Source organism: Flavobacterium sp. LC2016-01 (assembly GCF_009711135.1).
Taxonomy (GTDB): Bacteria; Bacteroidota; Bacteroidia; order Flavobacteriales; family Flavobacteriaceae; genus Flavobacterium.
Genome location: NZ_WMIC01000002.1, coordinates 242,093 through 266,757, shown reverse-complemented (window position 1 = coordinate 266,757; position 24,665 = coordinate 242,093). Strand labels below are relative to the sequence as shown.

The following is a 24,665-nucleotide window of genomic DNA, read 5'->3' as shown; positions in this document are numbered from 1 at the left end:
TTAATTAGATTCATTAGGAAGAAGATTATTTATTTCTTTGATTAAATTTTCAATAAAAACTTTATTATCTGATTCCTCTAACCGAATGTTTGCAGTGTAATAATTTTTTATTTTGCTTTTAAGCTCTGGGAAAATTTTGATGATATCGCTTTTTGAACTTATTTTATAATAGGAGTCTTTGTATTTCAAGATAAATTCATTTTTTTCTGCAAACGTATCCGTTGAATTCTGGTTGCCCTCATCAGAAACTGTTTTTGTGTCAATAACTTTAGATCTGATTTTGTGATGTTTGATATAGAGAATATTGTTTTTTGAGTACACAATTTCCTGATAATAGCCATTCATATAATCCGGACAAGAAGGATTGTTGTAGTTTATATTTACAAAATGTTTGTTTTGAATATTAAAGCTGGCAGTTTTTACTTTTATCGTATTGATACCCATGTAATCAAATTTTCCTATGGGTCTGAAAACTAAAATATCATTGTTGACATCATATTTTAGATCAAGATTATAATAGGTTTGACCGTCATATTCAACATCGCCAGAACTGTAATTTCCAGAGATATAATAACTGTGAGTATTGTCTAAAGTTCGATAATAATTTACGTGCCGAGTGCCGTTGTAAACAGGAAGATTTTCTTTTTCTAAAGTTTTGTCAAACCAATTGTATAGAGAATTATTGTTGCTGTTAGTTTGACTGTAAATTGAGAAAATATTTAAGAATAATCCAAATAAAATAAGACATGTGTACTTTTTTTGATAATTTTTCAAAGGATTGTGTGGTTAAATGGTTTGTTTTGGTGAACTCAAAAATATTAAAAAAAAGTGGTAGATTTTGTGATAAAATGTTAAATTGTAATAAAAATTCTATATTTTTTAAACAAAATGACCAATTCAATTCGTCATTAGATAAAAAAACCTCCATTTCAAGTTTTAGAAACGGAGGTTTGAGCTATTTTCTTTAGAAATAAAATTAGTTGCTGGTTTGCTCTTTTATTTCTATAAAATCTTTAATAAAAACAGGTTTTCCAGTAGCTGAAAATCCTTCCAGTGTTACTTCATATTTTCCTGATACGTCAGAAGCATAAAATTTGATGTTTGAGTCTGCTTTGCTTAAATCAACATTTGGCTGCCACAAAAGCTGATGTCTGTAATCTGGAATCCTTGCATTTTTATTGCTTGCATAATCAGGAGTAAAGTAGTTTTTCTTAACCTGAGGCCTTAAAATTTCAGGTCTGATGATAAACTTACCTTTCAGCTTTGTGTCATAATCACCATTTTTTGTAGTGAACGCAACGATACCATTAAATGACTTTGAACCATAGTAATAAAGCCCTCTTACAACATTTATTTTATAAATAGCTTTAGGACTAAAGGCAAAAAGCTCGTTCAGATTTTCGATAATTAATCCGTCAACAACAATCATAGCAGGAAGTGCTGATTCGTAGTTTTCATCATAATCAAAAACATGAATGGAGTATTCATTATTGTTTTTTCTATAATAAACACCTTTTGTAATTTCGGTAATTGTTTCTTCGATATTAGGAAATCTTGTATAATCATCCAGTTTAAATTCTTCTGATGTTGCTCCGTAAAAAGGAACGCCAACCGCAGGATTTATTAAACTGTCTTTTTTGACATCATAATAGGCATTTTCAACTTGAGTTGAGATTAATCGATCTGTGATGTTTTGTTTGAAATCCGAATTAAATTGAACAGCAGGAAACGTTAAATTAGAAAGATCTGCAGTTTTCTGTTTATCAATTTCAATGACATAATCTTCTTTACCGTTATCAAGAACTTGTACAATAATATTTGAATTTGGATTCTCTTTTTCTAAAATAAAAAGGAATTTTCCTTGATCATCAGTTTTAGCAATTTTTAACTCGGAGTTTTTTCCAACAATTGAAAGTGCCACTTTTTTGCTTTTAACATCACCATTAGCCGAAGATATTTTTCCGGTTATAATTTCGCCTCGCAATTCGGGAAGCACAAATTGATCTGTTGTGATTTCATTACTTTGATCACTGTTTGCATTACTGAAAACCACTTTATTTTGCGCTAAATAACCATCAGTTTTTCTAACAGATAATGTGTAGTTTCCTTTAGAAAATTCATCAGAATTTGATTTAATGCCTAATTCAATTAGATCTCTGCTATTATACGATTTGTTTTTTAGATCAAAAGAAATAGCACTGTTGCTGACTTTTTCTGATGTAACGGCATTGTAAGAAACAGTGCTGCTGCTAGGGTTTTCTTTATAAGGATTTACGATATAAATATCAACGGAGAAATATTCTGGAGCAGTTTTGTTCAGCATCCAGTTTGTATATCCAATCAATTTATAGCTTCCGGTTTCTAATGTAGTCGGAATAAAAAAGTCGCCATTTCCTGTTGCTTTATCAAGGAACAGTTTATGAGTGAAAACAGCTTTTTTAGTATTGTCAATTAACTGCACATAAGCTATTTTGCTAAAAATTGAAGCGGTATTTGCTGATTTGTCTATGCAGAATATTTTGTAAAGCAAAGTTTCACCTGTCAAAAATGAATTAGCATTTGTGCTCAGGTAAACGGACTCGTTAATTTTCTTGTCGGCAGCATTCAGTTCACTTACTGAATTGTTCTTTTGAGCAAATATAATTTGCTGACAGCTAAAAGTTAACGCTATGAATAATATGTATCTTAATCTATCCAAAATGGTGGTTTTATATTTGATGAAATTGATGTACAGTCGCCGCATGGTGGATCGTATAACATGTAGCTCGTGGGGAACTCAGTTGGAAAATACACTTTAGTGCCGTTTGAAAGAAGATTTAAAATTAATTCTCCTTGGCATCCAAAAGCAGGATTTTTGTTAAAACAGTAGCTAAAGATATAATCTTTGGCTTCCTCGACAGTCGCAAATTCTGTCGGACAATTGTATGGGTATTTAGGTATAGGTTCGCCATTCAGTAAATCTTTGAAATTAAAAAACAGCCTTTTTTCTGAATAAGAAGATACATCAAAATAACCAATAACTTTTTCTCCTGGATTGTCAACAGCTTTTATGTTTCCATAGAAAAAACCTGGCTGTGTCTGAGATAAAATACTTCCAGATTTTGAGATTTCCTTCAATGTTTCGAAAAAAGTATGAGCAGCAAGACTCTGAACATATTGTTTTACCAAAATGCTGTATCTATTCATTATAATGGGGTCAGTGCTGGCAATGAAACGTACGGGAAAATTACTCACTTTATCTTCAGATAAATCGCTTGTACTTGTTAAAAGCAGTTCAGTCGAATTTTGGGTTGAGTAACAAATTCTGACTTGTTCAGTTCGCTCTTCAAGAATAACTTGCCCTGGAGGATAAGAACCTGCAGGAAAAAAAACTACTCTAGCTTTAATAGGAGAATATTTAGGAGCTACAATTTTATAGGTTTCTTCATATTCGTATCTATAATAGCGCGAGTTGTTTGTTGGGTCAGTGCTGTTTACAGTGATTTCAACTCCAAGTTGGTTTTCTTTGGTTACTTTGGTAGCTTCGAGGCTTGAAATCTCGGTTTGCTGTGGGAGTTTTTCGGTACTTGAAATATAACTTCTGCCATCTTTTGTACGAACATGTAATTGATATTGTCTGTCTGGAGCAACTTGAAATGTAGTTACAGAGGTATATTTATCAGTACTTTGTTTAAAATCATATTTATTGCCGAGATTATCTGTTACAAAAACAACTGCTCCAGCTTCAAAAGTTGGACTCTTTTCATCAAGTTTGTAAGCTCTTGTAACTTTTACTTCCTGAGTTTTATTTTGATTTGTGATCGTAGATTCAATGACAATGACATCTTCATATGCGCTGCTTGATTGGTAATTGTAAGGTGTTGTACAGCCAAATACCGCGGTGAACATAATTGTTATTACAAATCTATATAGAAAGATTTTTTTCATAACGTTAAAATTTAAAATTATAAGTAATAGTTGGTACTGGAACTGCAAAAATTGAGGTTTGATAGGCTTTTATCTGGCCGTCTTTGGTTACAAAAAAGACCGAATATGGATTGTTTCTGCCTAGTACATTGTAAATAGAAATATTCCAGAAACTATGTGCTAATTTTTTTATTTTATGATTTCCTTCAATATTTAATCCTATGTCTAATCGGTAATAATCAGGTATTCTGAATTTATTTCGATCAGTGTATAAAGTATATTCTGCACCGCTGTAATAATATTTTCCAATAGGATAGGTGATAGGTCTTCCTGTCTGATATACAAAATTAGAAGAAAAACTGTAACGATGCGTAAACTTATAGTTCATTACAATACTGAAATCGTGAGGCTTGTCAAAATTACTTGGGAAATATTCACCATTATTTACTTTTTCATCATTAAACTGACTGTCTAATTTTATAAATGATCTTGAATAAGTGTATCCAATCCATCCGTTAAGACGTCCAATAGATTTTCTAAGTAAAAATTCAATTCCGTACGCTTTTCCATCACCTTGAAGCAATTCGGTTTCTAGGTTTTGATTTAAAAGAATCTGCGATCCAACTTTGTAATCCAAAATGTTTTTAGAAGTTTTGTAATAACCTTCAAGACTCAATTCTAGGTCGTTATATTCTAATTTTTTGAAAATTCCCAGCGAATATTGAAGTCCGCTTTCTGGTTTTACATTTAAATCAGATAATTTCCACGTATCAGTTGGCGACTGAGTTGTATTGTTTGTAAGCAAATGAATGTATTGAAAGTTTTTATCAAAACCAGCTTTTACAAAAAGGCTTTCATTAAAAATATAACGCAATCCAATTCTCGGCTCAAAACCGCCATTTGTTGTAATTACTTCGTTGTTAGCGTAGGTTTTTTGTTCTACTACAGTTGAGGAAGTTTTGGGTACGCCATCCTGATAAACATTTTGTGTTGATGGTCCAAGGGCCATATATAATGAATATCGGGCTCCAACATCTAACAGTAATTTTTCGGAAATTTGAAATTTATCTGAAAGAAAAGCGGCAGATTCCAACCCTTTTTCGTTTTCTATGGTAATTGGCGTTACAATTGAGTTTTCTCCGTTTGGAGATAATTGTCCTGGATTTATTTTGTACAGTTTACTTGCTATTCCGTATGTAAGTCTATGACTGCTGCTAAGCTCGCTTGTGAATTTTAAAACTGCCTGACTTTCGTTTATTTTATATTTAAGCAAGAAAGATTCAGGATTAACTGACTGATAATTGATGCTGTATTTGTACTCGCTGTTTGTTACATTAAATTCACTGTTGTTTTTTTCATTGAATGCGTGTTTCCATTTCAATGAAATTAAGCGGTTGCTGTATTTAAATAGAGAATCAGGAGTTAAAGTATAAGAATCTTTGCTGTAATAAGCGGTTCCTTCAACTGAATTGTTTTTGTTGATTTTGTGATTGTACTTGGCAAACAAATCATAAAAAGAAGCTTGACTGTTTTTCAATCTTTCGTCATCCAAAGTCTTTAAAATCCAGTCCGAGTAGGTTGCTCTTCCACCTACTAATAAACTTGCTTTGTCTTTTACAACTGGGAGCGATACTGTAAGATTGCTGGTTACGGGACCAATTCCTCCTTCACCAGAAATTTTTTCAGTATTTCCATTTTTAGAAATAATGTCAAAAACAGAAGACAAACGTCCTCCATATTCAGAAGGAATTCCTCCTTTATAAATGTCTACTTTGTTAATTGTGTATGGGTTAACTGAAGAGAAAAAACCAAAAAGGTGCGTTGGATTGTAAATGGTAGCATTATCTAATAATACCAAGTTTTGATCTTCTTTTCCTCCTCTGACATTAAATCCAGAAGAACCTTCACCTGCTGTTTTAATTCCAGGAATAGTTAAAGCAACTTTCAAAACATCTCTTTCTCCAAGAACCAAAGGAATATTTTTTACACCTTCGGCTTCAATAGTCGTAACACCTGTAATTGCAGTTCGAATGTTTTGGCTGTCTTTTCCTTTTACCAAAACTTCGTCTAGCTGATTGATTTTTTCAATAACACTAAAGTCTAAAGTACCATTGCTGTAAATCATAATTTTTCTAGAGGTACTATTATAAAATAAAGATTCAACTTCAATCGTACTTAATCCTGTTGGAAGTTTAAAGCTATAAAATCCTTCAGCATTAGTGGTCGAAACAATGGCAGTGTTTTTTACTTTAACATTGATGTCGGCCAAAGGTTTTCCGTCTTTTAAATCAGTAATATGACCAGATAAAGTATAAAGATCCACTTCTGAATCTACGGCTTCTTTACCAATCAATGCAATAGGCGCTGTTGTTCCCGACTTATCTTTTTTAACAGAATCATACTGCTGGAAAAAGATAGGAGCATTTGCATCTTTTTTATTGTTTTGAAACTTATCGTAAATGATACTGTTTTTTGTCAAGATGATTTTATTCTTACTAACGTAAAAATTAAGTTCAGTATCTTCTAAAACTTTAGATAAAACTTCTTCAATAGTTTTGTTCGAATAATCTCCAGAGATTAGTACGTTTTTATCAAACCAATTTTCTTGGAAATAAAATTTATAAGAAGTCGAAGCCTCAATTTTTTCTAAGACAGCGACTCTGTTTATATTATTAAAAGTAATGTTTATTGTATTTTTTTCGCCTTGTGAATGCAGTAACTGATTAAAACCGAAAAATAATAAAAGGATAGTAAATATTCTCATTTGTATGTTTCTTCGGGTTTTAATTATTGATAAATTTTATTAAATTTTTCATGAATAATGGCGTGTTTTCCTTTCTAAGGCTCCGATTCATGAAATAGAAATCGTTTATTTTGCTTTTGCTTTCAGGAAATAAAGCAATAATTGCCTTTTTGTCATTGATTAAATTGAATTTATTTTCTTTCCATAAAACGAATTCATATTGTGGAATATATTCAATCAAGTTAAGTTCTTCTTTCGCGTGGTTTTTCTTTTTCTCTTTGTAATATTTAATATAAAAAACCTGATTGCTGTTAATTGGAACTTCCTCGTAGTAACCGCCTTTAAAAGCCGTATTGTTCAATTCTTTTAAATTGACAAAATTTTCATTGCCAATCTTAAAAGAAGTAATATTGGCTTTAATGATATTTATTTTTGTGGTGTTTTGTTCATCATAAGGACGCAGAACAAGTTCGTCTGCATAGATGTCGTATTTTAAAAATAAATCAAAGTAGTTTTGGCTACCGTATCTGGCGCTTCCTTTTTTGAATTCATTTACACTGTAGTAACGATGCTGGTTGTCGATGGTTTTGTCAAAGTTTAAATGAGCAGGGCCATTTTTGATGTCTAACGCCTCTATACCTGCATTTTTATCAAACCAATTAAATATTTCGATTTCTTTGACGCTTTGGCTGTGGATTGAATGAATGTTTAATAATAATCCAAATAAAATTAGGAATATTATCTTATTTTGGGAATTTTTCAAAAGATCGGTGAGTTTTTGGTTTTTTTTCGGTTGATTTCAAAAGTATTAAAAAAAAGTTATAAATAACACGAACAATTGTTAAAATGTAGTATATTTTCTATTTTTTATCTAAAAAGGATTCAATTAGTGTTGAATTTTTATTATTCTTTTTTTCGGAGCAAATAAGTTTTGAATTAAAAAAAATGAAGAATGCAAAAAACGAAAAACCCCAATTCAACTAAATGAATTGGGGTTTTTTGATCATAAATTTTGTGAGGCCAAAGATCCTATTTTAAGAGATTTGCTCTGCTTATTCAATTTTAAATGTTTTATAAAAATGGATATAATTCCCCGCTTCGGTAATTCCTTCCAGCATGATTTCATAATCTCCGGAAATATCAGATGTGTGAAACGGAATAATCATTTCGTTACTTTTAAGAGCTATATTAGGTTTCCAAAGTAATTGATATCTATAATCAGGAATTCGGCTTAGGCTATTCGATGTTTCGTATTTTGGTTCAAAATACACTTTTGCCGGCTCTGGTCTTAAGATCATCGTTTTTAAAATGTTTTTATCAGAATAAATAGTCGCAAAATCGTTGTTTTTTGTAATGATGCTTACAATTCCGTTGAATATTTTAGGCCCATAACAATAGGGTCTGTCAACAACACTAATGCTTTCAATCTGGTAGGCATTGTAATTAAGTAATGTATTTATATTCTGAATTTGCAGTCCATCAACCAAAACTAAACACGGTTCAGGTGATTGTGTGATGTTATATCTGGAATCTCTTAAATATAATGAAGGAACTTGATTGTAATCTTTAAAATTAAGCTCGGTAACAATTTCGATTATTGTTTCTTTAAATGTTCTAAATCTTTCGAAATCATCTAATTGGTATTTTTTTTCTGTAGGCTGAAAAAAGAAATCGGTATTGATGGCTTCAATAAGGCTGTCTTTTTTTTGCGAAAAATAAACGTTTTCGACTTGAGTTGCCAAGGAACGTTCTTGAATAGCTTTTAAATTTTTACGAGAAATTGATGTCTTGTTAGAGAAAATTAAGTTTGATAAATCCGGACTTGGTGTCTTGTCTATTGCAATAGTGTAGTTTTCTCTGTCTGATTCTGATAATTGCACATAACAGTCTGACGAACTGGTTTGTTTGTCGATCAAAAAAGTAAATTTTCCGGTGCTATTTGTTTTGGCTGTTTTGAAGATGAAATTTTTTCCTGGAATTGAGAGTGTAACTATTTTAGAGTTTAAATCAGAATTTGCAATTTTCGGACTGATATATCCTGTTATAATTTCGCCTCTAGTTTCTGGAAGTATCTTTATTTCTTGTTTTAAATTTGTATCAGTGTTAATAGTTTCATTATCTGAGTATGCAGGTATAAAATCTATTTTTCTGATATTTAAAAAATAATTTCCTCTATCCAATGTTTTTGGCAGTACAAGTGCAGCTTTTTCTCTTTTAGAATATTTTTCTTTGTCAAGTTTTAAAAGAATATTTTCAGCTGTGTTTTTTGTTTCATTTTTGTAAACGTCAACTTTTTTAGAAGTACTGTCAATGGTCATATTGATGTGTTCTTCGAATGGATTGATAATAGCAAAGTCTTTTTCAAAAAAGTTATTTTGACTGTTGTTTAACATCCAGTTCGTATAAGCAATAAGTTTATAGTTTCCAGTTGTTAATGTTGTTGGAATAAAATAATCGCCAGATCCAATTCCGTTTTTTAGACTAATTTTATTTTTAAATACACTTTCTTTACGATCGTTGATTACTTCTAAATAGGCAATCTCACTGATGTCTGAAAACACGGTCGTTTTATTTAAACAGTATAATTGATAGTACAATGTTTCACCAGTTAAGACTACTGAAGTATTGGTTTTAACCAATAATGATTCTGTACTCAAAACAGTATTATTTTGAGCAGTACTTTTATAAGTGAAATTTACTAATAACAGCAGAAACGCTAATTTTATGTTTAATTTTCCCAAAATGAAGGTATTACGTTAGAAGAAAATGATGTACAATCGCCGCATTCTTTTTCAACCATATAGAATCCGGAAGGAACCATTCCCGGACCATCTCCAATAAAATCATGTGTTTTAATTAAGTCATAATCATTTTGTTCGATTTCAGTAAAATAGTAAAGTCTGGCATTACAAGTTGTAAAATATTCGGTTGGTTTTTCAGAAGGGAAAAAATCTTTGAAACTAAAAAAGATTCTTTTTTTAGCGACAGAAGCAACTTCAAAATAACCAACAACTTTTTCATTTAAATTCGATGTTGATTTTATGTTCCCAACTACATATCCAGGCTGATTTGGAGACAACAATTCTCCTGAATCAACCATTTTTTTTGAGGTATAATAATAATCATAGGCAGCTTGACTTTGTGTGTACTGGGAAACCATTATGCTGTAACGATTTGTCAGCATGTAATCTGTGTCGGCGATAAAACGAATAGGGTATTTTACACGATCTTCGGTCAGATCGGTCGTGCTGGTTTGTCTGATTCCTGTGGAGTGTTTAGTGGTATAACAAGTCTGGATATTAGGTGGAGCAGGAACTTTTACGTAGCTATAGTAGCCGTTTTGCTTTACTAAATTAATACGTGTTTCAATGGGATGCGGGGTAATTATTTTATAGGTTTCTTCGTATTCATAACGATAATATTTGGACGTATTTGTTGGGTCAAAACTTTTAACACTTACCTGAATACCTCTAACGCCATTTTTATCTTCAACTGTTGTTTCTAGATCAATAGTGTTTTGTGTCGTTAAAACTTGCGGTGAAGAAACATATGATTTTCCGGATTTAGTTGTTATTTTTAATTGATAGTTTTTGTTTGGTTCTACTTTGAATTCATTCTGAGAAATATATTTCCCATCTTTTTCATTAAAGTGAAATACATTTTTATCGCTATCAACTACAGTGACGTCAGCTCCAGATTCGGGAATTTTTACGGTGTCATTAAGAACCCTTGTTCTGGCAATGTTTATTTCCTGATATTTTAATTCGTTTGTTAATGTAGCTTCAACAGTCATCGCATCTTCAAAATCTTGATTTTGATAGGTATATTGTTCCGTGCAGCTTGCCAAAACAGCAAATGCAAAAAGGGACAATGTCGATTTTTTGATTATTGATAAATTCATATTGATGTGATAAATGAATTAAAATTTAATGTTGTACGTTATCGTTGGAATTGGAACCGAAAAAATCGATGTTTTATAAGCCTTGATTTTTTTATCTTCAGTAACAAAATAAACATTATAAGGATTATTTCTTCCAAGAACATTATAAACAGAAAGATTCCAGAAACTATGAGCGAGCTTTTTTATTTTATGATTTCCTTCAAAATTAAGACCAATATCCAATCTGTAATAATCTGGAATTCTATATTGATTGCGATTACTGTATAAAGTAACATTCTCTCCGGCAAAATCATATGAACCAATTGGAAAAGTGACAGGTCTGCCGGTTTGGTAAACAAAATTAGTGGATAAACTATATCTTTTGGTGAATTTATAATTTAAAATGGCGCTAAAATCATGTGGTTTGTCATAATTCGTCGGGAAATATTGACCGCTGTTTATTTTTTCAGAGTCAAATCTGCTGTCCAATTTTATTAAAGCTCTGGAATAGGTATAACTTAGCCAGCCATTAAAATTTCCTTTTTCTTTCTTGATCAAAAATTCAACTCCATAAGCTTTTCCTTCTCCCTGAAGAAGTTCGGTTTCTATGTTTTCGTTCAAAAATAATTCGGCACCCACTTTATAATCCAGAATATTTTTCGAACGCTTATAATAACCTTCGATACTCAGTTCTAATGATTTTTCAATTATATTTTTGAAAAGTCCTAGCGAAAATTGATTAGACGATTGCGGTTCAGTATTTAAATCTGAAAGCTTCCAAACATCCATTGGAGATTGAGTCGTATTAGTTGACAGTAAATGCATGTATTGATACGTTCTGTCAAAACTTGCTTTTATAGATAAATCTGGAAGTATAAAATAACGTGCAGAAATTCTAGGTTCAAAACCGCCATACGTTTTTATGGATTCATTACTCGAATAGGTTTTAGTGTCAATTACAGTTCTTTCAGATTTAGGAAGGTCATCCTGATAAATGTTTTGGGTCGAAGGACCAAGCGCAGAATAAAAAGAATAACGCAAACCTAAATCAATTAAAAGTTTGTCATTGACCTTATAATTTTCGGTAAAAAATAAAGCCGACTCTAGAGCTTTTTCTTTTTCCAATGTTTTGTTTTTAATTTGAGAGTCACCGCTTGTTGGTTCAAGGAAACCAGGATCAACATTGTATATTTTGCTGCTAACGCCATAATTAAATGCGTGCTTTTCATTCAAAATGTACTTCATCTTAAAAACAAGCTGCGTTTCATTGATTTTATAACCGTAATCAAATGATTTTTGTGGCTGAGAATCGTAGTCGATGTTGAATTTATATTGACTGTTGGTAATAATCAAGGAAGATTTGTTTTTTGCATTGAAATCGTGATCCCATTTTATTGTTGCCAACTGATTGCTGTATTTGTAAATAGAGTCTGAATTAATGCTGTATTTGTCATGACTGTAATATAAAGAGGTTTCCAGATTATCTTTTGCACTAATTTGATGATTGTATTTTAATAAAAGATCATAAAAAGAGGCTTGACTGTTATCTAGTTCGGGATCTTTGATAGCCTTCAAAATCCAGTCAGAATAACTTGCTCTCCCGCCAAATATTAAGCTTGATTTTCCTTTTACTATCGGAATTTCGAGCGTAACATTGCTCATTACTGGACCAATTCCTGCCTCACCAGAAACTTTTTCGGTATTCCCATTTTTAGATTTAATATCAAAAACAGAAGAAAGGCGCCCTCCAAACTCAGCAGGAATGCTTCCTTTATATATATCAGCTGATTTTGTGGTAAATGGATTTACAGAAGAAAAGAAACCTAAAAAGTGAGATGGATTGTATAAAGAAGCGTTGTCTAGTAAAAATAAGTTTTGATCGTCTTTCCCTCCACGAACATTAAAGCCCGCAGAGCCTTCTCCTGCTGTTTTTATACCCGGCAGCGTTGTTGCAACTTTAAAAATATCTCTTTCGCCCAAAATTAAAGGGACATTTTTGATGTTTTCGATATTAATACTCGTGAGACCAGCAACTGCCGAAGTTGTGTTTTTTGATCTTTTATTTTCGATCACAACTTCTTTAAGGGCATTTACATTTTCATCTAAAGTAAAATCAACTTTTCCATTGCTGTACAGTACAATTTTTTTAGTTTTCGATCCATGTTTAATAGATTGTGTTTCGATTATATTAATACCGGCGGGAACTCTAAAGCTGTAATAGCCATTTTCATCACTTGTTGTGCTTATATCTTTGTCTTTTACTTTAACAGTAATATTATATTCTGGTTTTCCTGAAGTTCTGTCTTTAATGTAGCCGGAAAGGGTATAGGACTGAGATGTGCTTATTAATGATTGTTTTCCAAGGGAAATAATTGAATCTGTGTCTTTCTTAGAATCATTCAGGTATTGCTTATTGTAAATAGGAACAATTTGCAATTTTGGAGTGTTGTTGACATTTGTGTTAGCAGCATTTTTAAAATAATCCTCCGTTATCGTGTTTGATATCAAAAGGCCGTCACTTAGAATAATATTGTTCCCGTCAATAACGTAATTTATGGTGGTGTTATTAAAAATGGCATCTAAAATTATTGAGATAGACGTATTGTTGAATTCTCCCGAAATAAGTTCATTATCAGATAGCCATTGGTCCTCAAAATAGAAATGAAAAGAAGTGTTTTTCTCGACTGTTTCAATAGCTTTTTTTCGTGTTACATTGGAATATTTTATAGAAATATTTTTTTCTTGAGAAAAGAGAATGATTGGCAATAAGAAAAATAAATAGAGGATAAAGTACTTTTTCATTTAGATTTAGAGCTTATAAATTATTGTCAATAAATTTTATTAAATCTGCTTTGAACTGGTATGGATTTGTCTCTTCCGGAATTTTATTTTTTTTATAATACTCTTTTATTTCTTTTTTTAGTTGAGGAAATGCTGTGAGGATTTCTTTTTGCGTATTTACGGCTATAAATTTTGAATTATAAAGAAGTTGATAGTCACTATACTCTTTGAATTCTGTATACAAAGTAGTTTCAATAATGGTTTCTTTCGCCGTTTTAAAGTGTTTAATATATAAGGAGATGTTTTTGCCTAAATATTTTTCTTCAAAAAAACCAGTGATGACTTTCGGGAATTTATATTTATTGTCAATATTGATAAATCTCCTATTCTCAATTAAGAAGTAATCTGTTTTTTTATTTATGAGAGTTATGCCGAATGCACTATTGTTCTCAAATGATTTAACAAGCTGATCTTTGTAGATGTCATACTTTATCAGAATGTTTTCATACAATTGATTGTCGTAGAAAACAGATCCGTTAACGAAGTTTTTATTTAAATAATTAGTGTTGCCATTTTTTAAATTATATGGATCAAGATGAATTTTGCCGTTATTGATGTTTAAAATTTCTTCACCAATTGTTTTGTCTAAATAATTAGAGATTTCTTTTTTTTCATTGGTTTGAGAAAAACTGTTGATCGAAAGTAATAGCAGGATGAAAAGTACTGTTGCGTAATTTGTGATTTTCAATGGTGGGTTTTTACAATATAGTTTGAGTTTAAAAGAGATATTAATAAATAAAATTGTTTTAAGTTTTGACCTTGTAATATCCTTTCTCATCAATATTTTTAGTTTCGTGTAGCTGTTTTCTATATAAAACTATGTTAATAATGTTTTTAAAAAAAATAAATTAAACCAACAACATTGATTTTTAAACGAACAACATTATTTAATCTATAATGTGTTTCCTGAAAAGCGTTGTATTCTAGCGTTTTAACCGTTTAGTTTTAGGTTGGAAAGTATGTAAAAACCGAAAAACCCCGTTTCATGATTATGAAACGGGGTTTTTGCTATGAATAAACCTTTAGTAAACTAAGATCTGATTACTCTTTTTTCTCCTCACGTGGAGGTCTTTGTAAAAGTGCTTTTCTTGACACTTTTTCTTTTTTCGTTTTAGGATCAACACCTAAGTACTTCACTTCAAATACATCACCCATGTTTACAACATCAGTAACGTTTTCAGTGCGCTCCCAAGCAAGCTCAGAAACGTGTAATAAAACTTCATTTCCTGGCGCAGCAGTATATTCTACCACAGCTCCAAAATCTAACATTTTAATTACTTTCACTTCGTAAGCTTCTCCCATTTGAGGTTTGAAAGTAATTGACTTAATTTTAGCCAATACTGCTTCAATTCCAGCAGGATCTGTACCTAAGATTTCGATAACACCTTGCTCATCAACTTCGTTGATTACAATAGTTGTTCCTGTAGCTTTTTGTAATTCTTGAATTACTTTTCCACCAGGTCCAATTAATGCTCCAATAAAGTTTCCAGGAATAGTTCTTGTAATAATTTTTGGTGCGTGTGCTTTTACGTCAGCTCTTGGTGCAGCGATTGTATCAGTTAATTTTCCTAAGATATGTAAACGTCCATCACGTGCTTGAGCTAAAGCTTGCTCCATAATGTCATAACGTAAACCATCAATTTTGATGTCCATTTGACAAGCTGTAATACCGTCAGCAGTTCCAGTTACTTTAAAGTCCATATCTCCTAAATGATCTTCATCACCTAAAATATCTGACAATACAGCAAATTTCTCTCCGTCAGTAATTAATCCCATAGCAATTCCAGAAACTGGTTTTACCATTTGAACTCCAGCATCCATCAAAGCCATTGTTCCAGCACAAACTGTTGCCATAGAAGAAGAACCGTTAGATTCTAAAACTTCAGAAACAATACGAATTGTGTAAGGACAATCAGCAGGAATCATATTTTTTAATGCTCTTTGAGCTAAGTTACCGTGACCAACTTCTCTTCTTGAAGTTCCTCTTAATGGTTTTGCTTCACCAGTTGAGAAAGGAGGGAAGTTATAGTGTAAGTAGAATTTCTCTTCACCTTGCTCAGATGGAGAATCGATTTGGTTTGCTTCTCTAGAAGTTCCTAAAGTTACAGTTGCCAAAGCTTGAGTTTCTCCACGTGTAAATAAAGATGAACCGTGTACTCTTGGTAAATAATCAGTTTCACACCAGATTGGTCTGATGTCTGTAGTTTTTCTACCATCTAAACGAACACCTAATTCTAATACTACATTACGAACAGCTTCTTTGTTTGTTTTGTAGAAATATTTAGAAACTAAATCACCGTCAGCAGCTAATTCTTCTTCGGTAAATAAAGCTTTTACTTCTTCTTTTACTTCAGCAAATGCAGCGCCTCTTTCGTGTTTAGCTGAACCAACTTTTGCAATAGCATAAATTTTATCATATGCTGCAGCTTTTACTTTTTTGTAAATTTCTTCGTTTTCTTTCTCACCTTCGTAAGTACGAATTTCTTTTTTACCAAAAGCAGCTTGTAAACGTAATTGTGCTTGAATTTGAACTTTGATAGCTTCGTGAGCAAACTTAATAGCTTCGATCATTTCAGCTTCTGAGATTTCTTTCATCTCACCTTCAACCATCGCAACAGAATCCATAGAAGCACCAATCATCATATCGATGTCAGATTTTTCTAATTCAGCTCTGCTTGGGTTGATCACTAATTTTCCGTCGATACGTGCTACACGAACTTCAGAAATTAAGTTATAAAATGGAATATCTGAAACTGCTAATGCTGCAGAAGCGGCTAAACCAGCTAAAGCATCTGGCATAACTTCTTCATCATGAGACATTAATTGAATCATAACTTGAGTTTCAGCATGGTAATCGTCTGGGAAAAGCGGACGCAATACACGGTCTACTAATCTCATTGTCAATACTTCGCTATCGCTTGGACGTGCTTCTCTTTTAAAGAAACCTCCTGGGAAACGACCTGCTGCTGCAAATTTTTCGCGGTAATCTACCGTTAATGGTAAAAAATCAACGCCTGGGTTTGATGTGCGAGCTGAAACTGCTGTTGCAAGAATCATTGTATCGCCCATTCTAACTACTACAGAACCGTCAGCTTGTTTAGCCAAACGTCCTGTCTCGATTGTGATGCTTCTTCCATCACCTAAATCGATTTTTTCTACAAATAATTGTGGAATCATAAATTTTTTCCTTTTTGATTATACAATGGGTTTTAGTTGTGTTGTAGTGTTGTTGTGTAGTTGTTGTAATCTAAAACCCAATGAAAAACCAAACTTTTTTTCTTGTAATATTATGCTTGTAATGTAAAAACAAAAAGAGGCACTTTCGCACCTCTTTTCTATATTGATTATTTTCTGATATTCAATACTTTGATAATCTCACGATATCTGTTAATTTCTTTCTTTTTCAAGTAATCTAACAAAGCTCTTCTTTTACCTACTAATAGTACAAGAGAACGCTCAGTGTTGTAATCGTGACGATTTTTTTTCAAGTGTTCAGTTAAGTGTGAAATTCTGTACGTGAACAATGCAATTTGACCTTCTGCGCTTCCAGTGTTTGTTGCACCACCGTGTTGTGCGAAAATCTCTTCTTTCTTTTCTTTACTTAAATACATTCCAATATTATTTAATGATTTTTATGTATGTCATACAACTTTTGTAAGACGGGTGCAAAATTAGTTTAAAAAAACAGAAAAATCAAAAAAAAATAAAAGAATCTGAAAATAAGACCTAAGAAATTCATTTTTAGTGATTTGTAGGTGTTTTTTTAGGGGCAATTCTTTCATTTAGCGAAGAATAAGAATAACTGTAATTGTATTCATTTACGGCTACTCCTGAAATTAAGATTCCTTTGTCATAATTTTCAGTAAATGTGATTTTACGAATCAAATCTTTTCCTTTCCATGCGCCTTGTTTTAAGCCGTTTTTTACAACGCCTTTTTCTGTAACAAAATTATCAGTGCTCTCATATTCTCCATTTCCATCAATTACAGTCTGCTCTTTGTCTGTGTTCCAAAAATTAAGAATTAAAATCTGAACGCTTTTAGTTTTTGGATTCCAGATATGCTGCTTTTCAAACTTTTTGCTTTGGTTTTCGTACCAATTAATTTCTTTGCCTTCTTTATGGTCTTGCAAATAATTTACAACAGATTCCTTTGCTCCATTTTTGTAATAACAAATAAATTCGCCATCCTTTTTTAGAACATCTTTATCTAAAGTTGCTCCGGTCATTTTCTTTCTTCCATTTTTGTAAAAATCAGTTATCACATAACGGACACTTTTTTGAGAGTAATTTGTGATTATTCTTGTATAGAAATAGTTTTCCGGAGTGCATTCATGGTTCAATGAATCTAAAAAGATTTTTTTTGAAACCATATTGATTTGCGCGGAGAGGTGAACTGAAATTATCAGAAGCAGAAAAATGAAGATGTTTCTTTTCATTCAGTTCTATTTTTATATAAAAATAGTTCTTCTAGAATAATTTAGCAACCTCCTCATTCACAAACTCTAAAAATCTTTCGTCTGCTTCTGTAAAAGGATCAATTACGTGGCTGTCAATATCGATTTGGCCAATGTTTACACCATTAACAAAAAGCGGTACTACAATTTCAGATTTTACAGTAAAACTGCAGGCAATATAATTGTCTTGCGCTGCAACATCTGGAACAACAAAATTAGCATTGCTTTCTGCTACTTGTCCGCAGATTCCTTTTCCAAACGGAATAACAGTATGATCTGTTTCTGCGCCAACATATGGGCCTAAATGAAGTGTTTTTGCTTCGTGATTGGCAAAATAAAAACCAACCCAGTTATAGTATTCTATATTTTCGTTTAACAGTTGACAGATTGCCAATAGTTTTTCGTCTCTAACAGTTTTTGTATCAGCTACAATAGCGCTTATTTTTGGTTGTAATTCTTGAAAAGTCATGATAAATAAATTTTATACAAAAGTATTTAAAGCCTGACTTAAAAAATACATAAATTTGAAAAAAAATTCCGTTGAAAAAATATTTAATACAATTTAAACCTTTCTTGATTTTTATAAGCACTTTCTTCGCTGCTTATATTGTTCTTACAATAGTTTATAAATTTTATTTGAACAGTTTTGATGCTGTGGAAGTTGACGGAATTTCAAAAATTGTCGGAAGCAATGTTGAGGCTTTAATGCGCTTTTTTAATTCTGATGTAAGCATTGTAAAAAGCATAACTGAGCCTTGTTTAGAAGTTTGGTATAATAATAAGTTTACAATAAGAATTATAGAAGGCTGTAATGCGGTCAGTGTTATAATTTTGTTTATTTCATTTGTGATTGCCTTTTCGGGAAAATTCAAAACCACTTTGTTTTTTATTTTGTTCGGGACGCTTTTTATTTACATTTTAAATATTCTTCGAATTGCCTTTTTAACAATTTTGCTTTTTAATTATCCGCAGTATGAACATTTTTTGCATGGCGTTCTTTTCCCACTGATTATTTACGGATTTGTATTTGTTTTATGGGTTATTTGGGTAAATAAATTTTCGAAATATGCTAAGTAAAATTGCAGCGCATAAATACAAAATTCTGTTTGCAATTTGTATTGTAATGTGTTTTGGTATTATTCGTGCATTTGAAAAAAGTCTTTTCTATGATCCTTTTTTAGACTATTTTGAAATTGATTTTAAAAATCTGCCGTATCCTGAAGTTGATGGTTTTAAGTTGTTTTTCGGACTTTTTTTGCGCTATTTTTTGAATACAGTTTTGTCCTTGATCTTAATCTATGTGCTGTTTCGGGATGTCGAAATTTTTAAGTTCAGTGCTTTTTTATACCTCTTTTTTCTGGTAACTCTTTTTGTGGCATTTTTTGTGATTTTAAACTATTTACCAAATGCAAATTGGCTTCTTTTTTATATTAGACGATTTATAATTCAGCCCATATTTGTTTTGCTTTTTATTCCTGCTTTTTATTATCAGAGCCAAAATTTTAAAAAATAACAAATTATTAAATTTTTTTTCAGTCTTTTTAGATAATTTTGCAATATGAATTTAAAAAAGTGCACAGGATTATTTTTAGCTTTCCTTTTGTTGGTTTCCAACATTGGGTTTGCATTTGATGTGCATTATTGCGGAGGCGAAATTGCTTCTGTTTCTTTAAATACTACAGCACAGGCTTCTCCAGAAAAGAAATGTTGTGGAGAAAATGAAAAAAAATCATCTTGCTGTAAAGACAAAGTAGTTCATTTTGAAAAAAAATCAGATAATGCTACTTTTAAAATATTCTTTTTTCAGCTTGATTTTCCTGCTGTAATTCAAGAATACAAAACAATTGCTTTTTTATCAGTTCCAAATTTTAAAAGCAGTCAGATCACTTCGTATTATTCTGATGCGAATGCGCCCCCCTTATTCAAGTTATACAATCAATATATTTTTTATTCCTGATTTTAATGTTTAGAGTCAAGCCAATCTTGTGGCTTGTTGACCTGCTGTTTGTTTTTTTCGAAATGAAGAAGAATCAGAAACAGCTTTTCTAATAACATTAAAATCTTTTTTATGCAAAAAAATATAATGCTTTTGGGCATGATTTTGCTGTCTGTTACTGCTTTTTCTCAGGAAGATTTGCAGGAAGTTAAAGTCACCAAAAAGCAAAAGGGAATTAAAAAATCCTATACACTTACAGCCAATACCTCAGTAATTACAAGTAAAGAACTGCTAAAGGCGGCGTGCTGTAATTTGGCTGAAAGTTTTGAAACAAATCCTTCTATAGATGTCAATTTTTCGGATGCTTTGACGGGAACCAAACAAATCAAAATGTTAGGTTTGACTAGTCCATATTTAATGATAACCGAGGAGAATATTCCATCGGTTCGTGGCGCTTCTCAAGCTTACGGATTGTCTTTTACACCAGGAACCTGGATCGAAAGTGTTCAAATTACCAAAGGTGCGGGGAGTGTTATTAATGGTTACGAGAGTATTTCGGGACAAATAAATACCGAACTTTTAAAACCTTTGAGTGATATTCCGTTTTTCTTAAATGCTTACGGTTCTACCGATGCTCGTTTTGAGTTGAATACACATTTTAATAAAAAATTATCTGAAAAATGGGCAACAAGTTTGTTTGTTCACGGAAATACCCGTGTCGCAAAAAACGATATGAATAATGACGGGTTTTTAGATAATCCGCTCGGGAAACAGATTAATATTTTAAATCGCTATCAATATTATGATCCTGAAAGCGGACTGGTGAGTTTTATCAATTTCAGATATATGAATGATAAAAAGCAAACTGGTGAAGTTGATTTTGATAAAGATATTGATCGCGGAACCACAAATCATTGGGGTTCAGAAATCAATACGGAACGTTTTGACGTGTCGACTAAAATAGGTTATGTTTTTAAAGATATGCCGTACCAAAGTATTGGTTTTCAAAATGCTTTCAACAGTCATAATCAAAACTCTTATTTCGGTTTGAATTTATATGATATAAAGCAGAATAGTTTTTATTCGAATTTAATTTTCAATTCGATTATCAACAATACCATGCATAAATTTACAACAGGATTAAATTTTACTTACGACCAATATCAGGAATTTGTGAATGTCAATGATTACAGCCGAATTGATAATTCGGTCGGAGCGTTTTTTGAATACACTTATGATAATACAGATAATTTCAGTTTGATTTTGGGCGGAAGAGTCGATAATCATAACCGATTAGGCTTTTTTGTGACGCCTCGCCTGCACATGAGATACAATCCGTGGAAGAATGGAGTTCTTCGTTTTTCTGCGGGAAGAGGAAAACGTTCGGCTAATATTTTTGCCGAAAATCAGCAACTTTTTGCAAGTTCGAGGACCTTTTCAATTTTAGATAATAGCGGAAAAATCTACGGACTAAATCCTGAAATTGCTTGGAATTACGGTATCAGTTTTTCGCAGAAGTTCAAAATTTTCAATAAAAATGCTGAAGCTGGCTTCGATTTCTATAGAACCGATTTTCAAAATCAGGCCGTTGTTGATTTAATGCAGAGTCCGCAGGAAGTTTTATTTTATAATTTAAAAGGAAGTTCATTTGCGAATAGTTTTCAGGCCGAATTTAATTATGAATTAGTTCATAACCTGAATTTAAGAACAGCTTATAAATATTATGATATTCAGACTGATTATTTAAGAGGTACTTTCCAGCGCCCGCTTCAGGCCAAACATCGTTTTCTTGGAAACTTGGAGTACGAAACAACAGCTTCAGATGAAGGAAAACAATGGAAATTTGATTATACTTTTAACTGGACAGGAAAACAGCAATTGCCTTATACAGCTTCAAATCCGTCAGAAGATCAGTTTCCCGATTTTTCACCTTCTTTTGCTGTGATGAATGCGCAGGTTACAAGAGTTTTTTCTCCTGTTTTTGAAGTGTATATTGGAGGAGAAAATATTGGAAATTATAAACAGCAAAAAGCAATTTTAGGAGCAGATGATCCTTTTGGACCAAATTTTGATGCTTCGGTGGCGTACGCTCCAATTTTTGGGCAAATGTATTACGCAGGTTTACGATTTAAAATAAAATAAATAGAACGAATCAATTAAAATAGCAATATCAAATTTTAATATTAGACAAAATGAAAAAAATAATTTTAATAGCAATAATTGGATTTTTAGGATTTTCGGCGCAAGCCCAAGCTAAGAAAAATAAGAATTTAAAATACACAACTGAAGTTAACGGAAATTGTGAGCAATGTAAGAAACGTATTGAAAAAGCGGCTTTTAGTGTTCCAGGTGTAAAAACGGCAACTTGGGACATTACTTCGCATCAGCTTGCTGTAATTTTAAACGAAGAAAAGTCATCTCCAGCAGATTTAAATAATGCAATTGCTAAGGCAGGTCATGATACCAAAGATGCGAAAGCAACGCAGGCAGATTATGATAATTTGCATAGTTGCTGCAAGTACGTAAGAGAATAGTAATTTTAAGAGCCCCAAGTTTATTATTGGGGCTTTTTTTAATAGTTAATTTATCTTTAAAATACCGCATTTTATTGTGGCTGAACTAAATTATTGTTACTTTCACAAACTTAAATTAAGTATAACCAAACCATTTTTATGAATAATTTTGATTGGACACAATTAGTCAACCCTGAATTTTATATCACTTTAAGTATCGGCGGTTTTCAAATTGGTTTGTACATTGTGCTGTTTATTGTTTTTGCCGAAACTGGACTTTTTGCTGGTTTTTTTCTTCCTGGCGACAGCTTGCTTTTTTTATCAGGAATTTACAGCCGTGACCTAATCGAAAATGTTATTTCTATTCCGAGTGATTTTATAAACGTTTTTATACTTTCAACTCTTGTTGCCGTAATGGGTGTTTTTGGTAATATGACTGGATATTGGTTTGGAGCCAAAAGCGGTTATTATCTATTTAAAAAAGAAGATACGTTTTGGTTTAAGAAAAAATACTTATTGCAATCCAAAGATTTTTTTGAAAAGTATGGCGGAAAAGCAATTATTTACGCTCGTTTCCTTCCAATTTTTAGAACTTTCGCGCCAATTATAGCAGGAATAGTTTCGATGGATAAAAAGAAATTTATGTTCTATAACGTTTTGAGTTCTTTTTTATGGTCTTTCGTACTGATATTTTCAGGTCATTATTTATATGGAGTGTTTTTAGAACAAGGAATCGATTTGAAAGAGCATATTGAAGTTATAGTAATAGGAATAATTATAGTATCAACTTTCCCGGTTTTCTTAAAGCTTATTAAAAAGCGAACAAGCCATCAGGAAAAAATATAAGCATAAAAAAGTCCGAAGTTTAAACTTCGGACTTTTTTTATATCTGTTATAAAGATGAAGTCTGTTTATATAGCCTGCGGTTTCAACCGCAGAGACGCAATATATCTTCCATCCCTATATCCCCACGATTGAAATCGTGGGCTATGTTTATAAGTGAAATAGTTTTTTTCTTACATATCAATTTAAGAAAACTCAATTATTGCAATTAAAATGCGTTGCTATTCTAAGATAAATTTCAAAAAAGTAATAACAATTAACAATTAACAATTAACAATTAACAATTAACAATTTTCAGGCCTACCATTCATTTACCTTGTTAGCATCCATTTTTAAGAATATAAACAGCAAAATAGTAAAGCCCCAGAGTCCAGAACCTCCGTATGAAAAGAATGGCAACGGTACTCCGATAGTTGGGAAAATACCAATAACCATAGCAATGTTCACAAAAAAGTGGATGAATAAAATTCCGGCAACACAATAGCCATAAACGCGGCTAAATTTAGTTTTTTGTCTTTCTGCTAAATAAATTACTCTTAAAAATAAACCAACAAAAAGTGCAATAACAACCAGTGAACCTACAAAACCCCATTCTTCACCAACGGTTGTAAAAATGTAATCTGTATGCTGTTCTGGTACGAAACCTCCTTTGGTTTGAGTTCCCTGTAAAAAGCCTTTTCCAAGCCATCCGCCTGATCCAATTGCAATTTCAGATTGGTTAGTGTTATAACCAATACCCTTCATGTCAACAGTTTTTCCAAGTAAAATATTAAAACGATCTCTGTGGTGCTGCTTGAAAACATGATCAAATACATAATCTACCGAAAAGGTAAAAGCCGAAATAATAGCCAGTAAAATAGTGCTCATTAATAAATTCCTGTCAACAACGCGTCCTTTAAAATGTATTATCGCTAAGACAACCGCAGCGATAATAATAACGACATAAGGTTCAAGTACAAGTGTTAGTACAAACAGTAAAATTGTAATAAAACCTGTCCAGACATACCATGACGGCAAACCTTCTCTGTATAAAACAATAATAAAAATACTGTAGATTAACGCACTACCAGGGTCTGGCTGAGGTAAAATAAGCATAACGGGTAAGAATACAATTGCTAATGCCTGTATTTGCCTATTGACATCTTTTAGGTTAATTTGTGTATCACTGAGGTATTTTGCCAATGCTAATGATGTCGCTGCTTTTGCAAATTCTGAAGGCTGTAACGTAAAACCTCCAATTGCATACCAGCATCTTTGTCCTGCGATAGTTTTTCCAAATAAAAATAATCCTGCCAGAGACAATAATGACACTCCAAAAATGATACTGGCATATTTTTCATAGAATTTTCCGTCAACAAAAAGAACTACGAAAATTAATGGAATAGTACAGCCAATAAAGATAAGCTGTTTTTGATAAGTTCCTTCTGTAGATAATAATGAAGACGAATAGATATTCAGCCACCCTAATATAACTAACGTGCTGTAGATAAAAACACTTATCCAGTCAATATTATTTTTTACACTTTGATTTTTCATTTGAAATAATCT

At 32.0% G+C, this 24,665-nt stretch carries 20 protein-coding genes; 6 read left to right on the top strand and 14 right to left on the bottom strand.

Annotation, left to right across the window (positions count from 1 at the left end; translation table 11 throughout):
- The 13 genes from GKZ88_RS05535 to GKZ88_RS05475 all read right to left on the bottom strand — a co-directional run bounded on the left by GKZ88_RS05535 (position 1) and on the right by GKZ88_RS05475 (position 18,294).
- A complete protein-coding gene (locus tag GKZ88_RS05535) occupies positions 1 to 774 on the bottom strand; it encodes a hypothetical protein (RefSeq protein ID WP_155101395.1) in 774 nt (257 codons plus the stop codon).
- 202 nt (positions 775 to 976) lie between these two features.
- The gene (locus GKZ88_RS05530) at positions 977 to 2,698 is read right to left on the bottom strand and encodes a hypothetical protein (protein WP_155101394.1); all 1,722 of its coding nucleotides are present in this window, start codon (positions 2,696 to 2,698) and stop codon (positions 977 to 979) included.
- Positions 2,686 to 3,927: a DUF4249 domain-containing protein gene (locus tag GKZ88_RS05525; RefSeq protein ID WP_155101393.1), complete on the bottom strand. Its 1,242-nt coding sequence runs from the start codon at positions 3,925 to 3,927 to the stop codon at positions 2,686 to 2,688. Before GKZ88_RS05525 ends, GKZ88_RS05530 begins: the two co-directional genes overlap by 13 nt.
- A gap of 4 nt (positions 3,928 to 3,931) precedes the next feature.
- Positions 3,932 to 6,670, bottom strand: a complete 2,739-nt coding sequence (locus GKZ88_RS05520; RefSeq protein WP_155101392.1) for a carboxypeptidase-like regulatory domain-containing protein — start codon at positions 6,668 to 6,670, stop codon at positions 3,932 to 3,934.
- Positions 6,671 to 6,689: 19 nt separating this feature from the next.
- Positions 6,690 to 7,412 carry a hypothetical protein gene (locus GKZ88_RS05515; protein ID WP_155101391.1) on the bottom strand — a complete coding sequence of 241 codons (723 nt, stop codon included), beginning with the start codon at positions 7,410 to 7,412 and terminating at the stop codon, positions 6,690 to 6,692.
- 289 nt (positions 7,413 to 7,701) lie between these two features.
- Positions 7,702 to 9,306 (bottom strand): hypothetical protein, encoded by a 1,605-nt coding sequence (locus tag GKZ88_RS05510; protein WP_155101390.1) that lies wholly within the window; start codon positions 9,304 to 9,306, stop codon positions 7,702 to 7,704.
- Between the two features lie 71 nt (positions 9,307 to 9,377).
- A complete protein-coding gene (locus tag GKZ88_RS05505; protein WP_155101389.1) occupies positions 9,378 to 10,550 on the bottom strand; it encodes a DUF4249 domain-containing protein in 1,173 nt (390 codons plus the stop codon).
- An 18-nt stretch (positions 10,551 to 10,568) separates the two neighbouring features.
- A complete protein-coding gene (locus GKZ88_RS05500; RefSeq protein ID WP_155101388.1) occupies positions 10,569 to 13,331 on the bottom strand; it encodes a TonB-dependent receptor in 2,763 nt (920 codons plus the stop codon).
- Positions 13,332 to 13,344: 13 nt separating this feature from the next.
- The gene (locus GKZ88_RS05495) at positions 13,345 to 14,058 is read right to left on the bottom strand and encodes a hypothetical protein (protein WP_155101387.1); all 714 of its coding nucleotides are present in this window, start codon (positions 14,056 to 14,058) and stop codon (positions 13,345 to 13,347) included.
- A 353-nt stretch (positions 14,059 to 14,411) separates the two neighbouring features.
- Positions 14,412 to 16,547 carry a polyribonucleotide nucleotidyltransferase gene (locus GKZ88_RS05490; RefSeq protein WP_155101386.1) on the bottom strand — a complete coding sequence of 712 codons (2,136 nt, stop codon included), beginning with the start codon at positions 16,545 to 16,547 and terminating at the stop codon, positions 14,412 to 14,414.
- 167 nt (positions 16,548 to 16,714) lie between these two features.
- Entirely contained in the window at positions 16,715 to 16,981 is a 267-nt protein-coding gene (gene rpsO, locus GKZ88_RS05485; protein ID WP_099710550.1) for a 30S ribosomal protein S15, read from the bottom strand.
- A 130-nt stretch (positions 16,982 to 17,111) separates the two neighbouring features.
- Positions 17,112 to 17,807, bottom strand: a complete 696-nt coding sequence (locus GKZ88_RS05480; RefSeq protein WP_155101385.1) for a hypothetical protein — start codon at positions 17,805 to 17,807, stop codon at positions 17,112 to 17,114.
- Between the two features lie 31 nt (positions 17,808 to 17,838).
- Positions 17,839 to 18,294, bottom strand: coding sequence for a GAF domain-containing protein (locus tag GKZ88_RS05475; protein WP_155101384.1), 456 nt, complete (start codon positions 18,292 to 18,294; stop codon positions 17,839 to 17,841).
- Positions 18,295 to 18,365: 71 nt separating this feature from the next.
- Between GKZ88_RS05475 and xrtF the strand changes: the two genes are divergently transcribed.
- The 6 genes from xrtF (at position 18,366) to GKZ88_RS05445 (ending at position 23,120) form a co-directional block, all read left to right on the top strand.
- On the top strand, positions 18,366 to 18,902 hold the full coding sequence (gene xrtF, locus GKZ88_RS05470) for an exosortase family protein XrtF (RefSeq protein WP_155101383.1): 537 nt from the start codon (positions 18,366 to 18,368) through the stop codon (positions 18,900 to 18,902).
- Entirely contained in the window at positions 18,892 to 19,338 is a 447-nt protein-coding gene (locus GKZ88_RS05465) for an exosortase F system-associated protein (RefSeq protein ID WP_155101382.1), read from the top strand. The genes xrtF and GKZ88_RS05465 overlap by 11 nt, the downstream gene beginning before the upstream one ends.
- Before the next feature lie 45 nt (positions 19,339 to 19,383).
- Positions 19,384 to 19,782 carry a hypothetical protein gene (locus GKZ88_RS05460; RefSeq protein WP_155101381.1) on the top strand — a complete coding sequence of 133 codons (399 nt, stop codon included), beginning with the start codon at positions 19,384 to 19,386 and terminating at the stop codon, positions 19,780 to 19,782.
- A gap of 111 nt (positions 19,783 to 19,893) precedes the next feature.
- Positions 19,894 to 21,903 (top strand): TonB-dependent receptor plug domain-containing protein, encoded by a 2,010-nt coding sequence (locus GKZ88_RS05455; protein ID WP_155101380.1) that lies wholly within the window; start codon positions 19,894 to 19,896, stop codon positions 21,901 to 21,903.
- 50 nt (positions 21,904 to 21,953) lie between these two features.
- The gene (locus tag GKZ88_RS05450; protein WP_155101379.1) at positions 21,954 to 22,295 is read left to right on the top strand and encodes a heavy-metal-associated domain-containing protein; all 342 of its coding nucleotides are present in this window, start codon (positions 21,954 to 21,956) and stop codon (positions 22,293 to 22,295) included.
- A 138-nt stretch (positions 22,296 to 22,433) separates the two neighbouring features.
- Positions 22,434 to 23,120, top strand: a complete 687-nt coding sequence (locus GKZ88_RS05445) for a VTT domain-containing protein (RefSeq protein ID WP_155101378.1) — start codon at positions 22,434 to 22,436, stop codon at positions 23,118 to 23,120.
- Between the two features lie 297 nt (positions 23,121 to 23,417).
- Here the strand turns inward: GKZ88_RS05445 and rodA are convergent, their stop codons facing one another.
- Positions 23,418 to 24,653 (bottom strand): rod shape-determining protein RodA, encoded by a 1,236-nt coding sequence (gene rodA / locus GKZ88_RS05440; RefSeq protein ID WP_155101377.1) that lies wholly within the window; start codon positions 24,651 to 24,653, stop codon positions 23,418 to 23,420.
- Positions 24,654 to 24,665 lie beyond the last annotated feature (12 nt).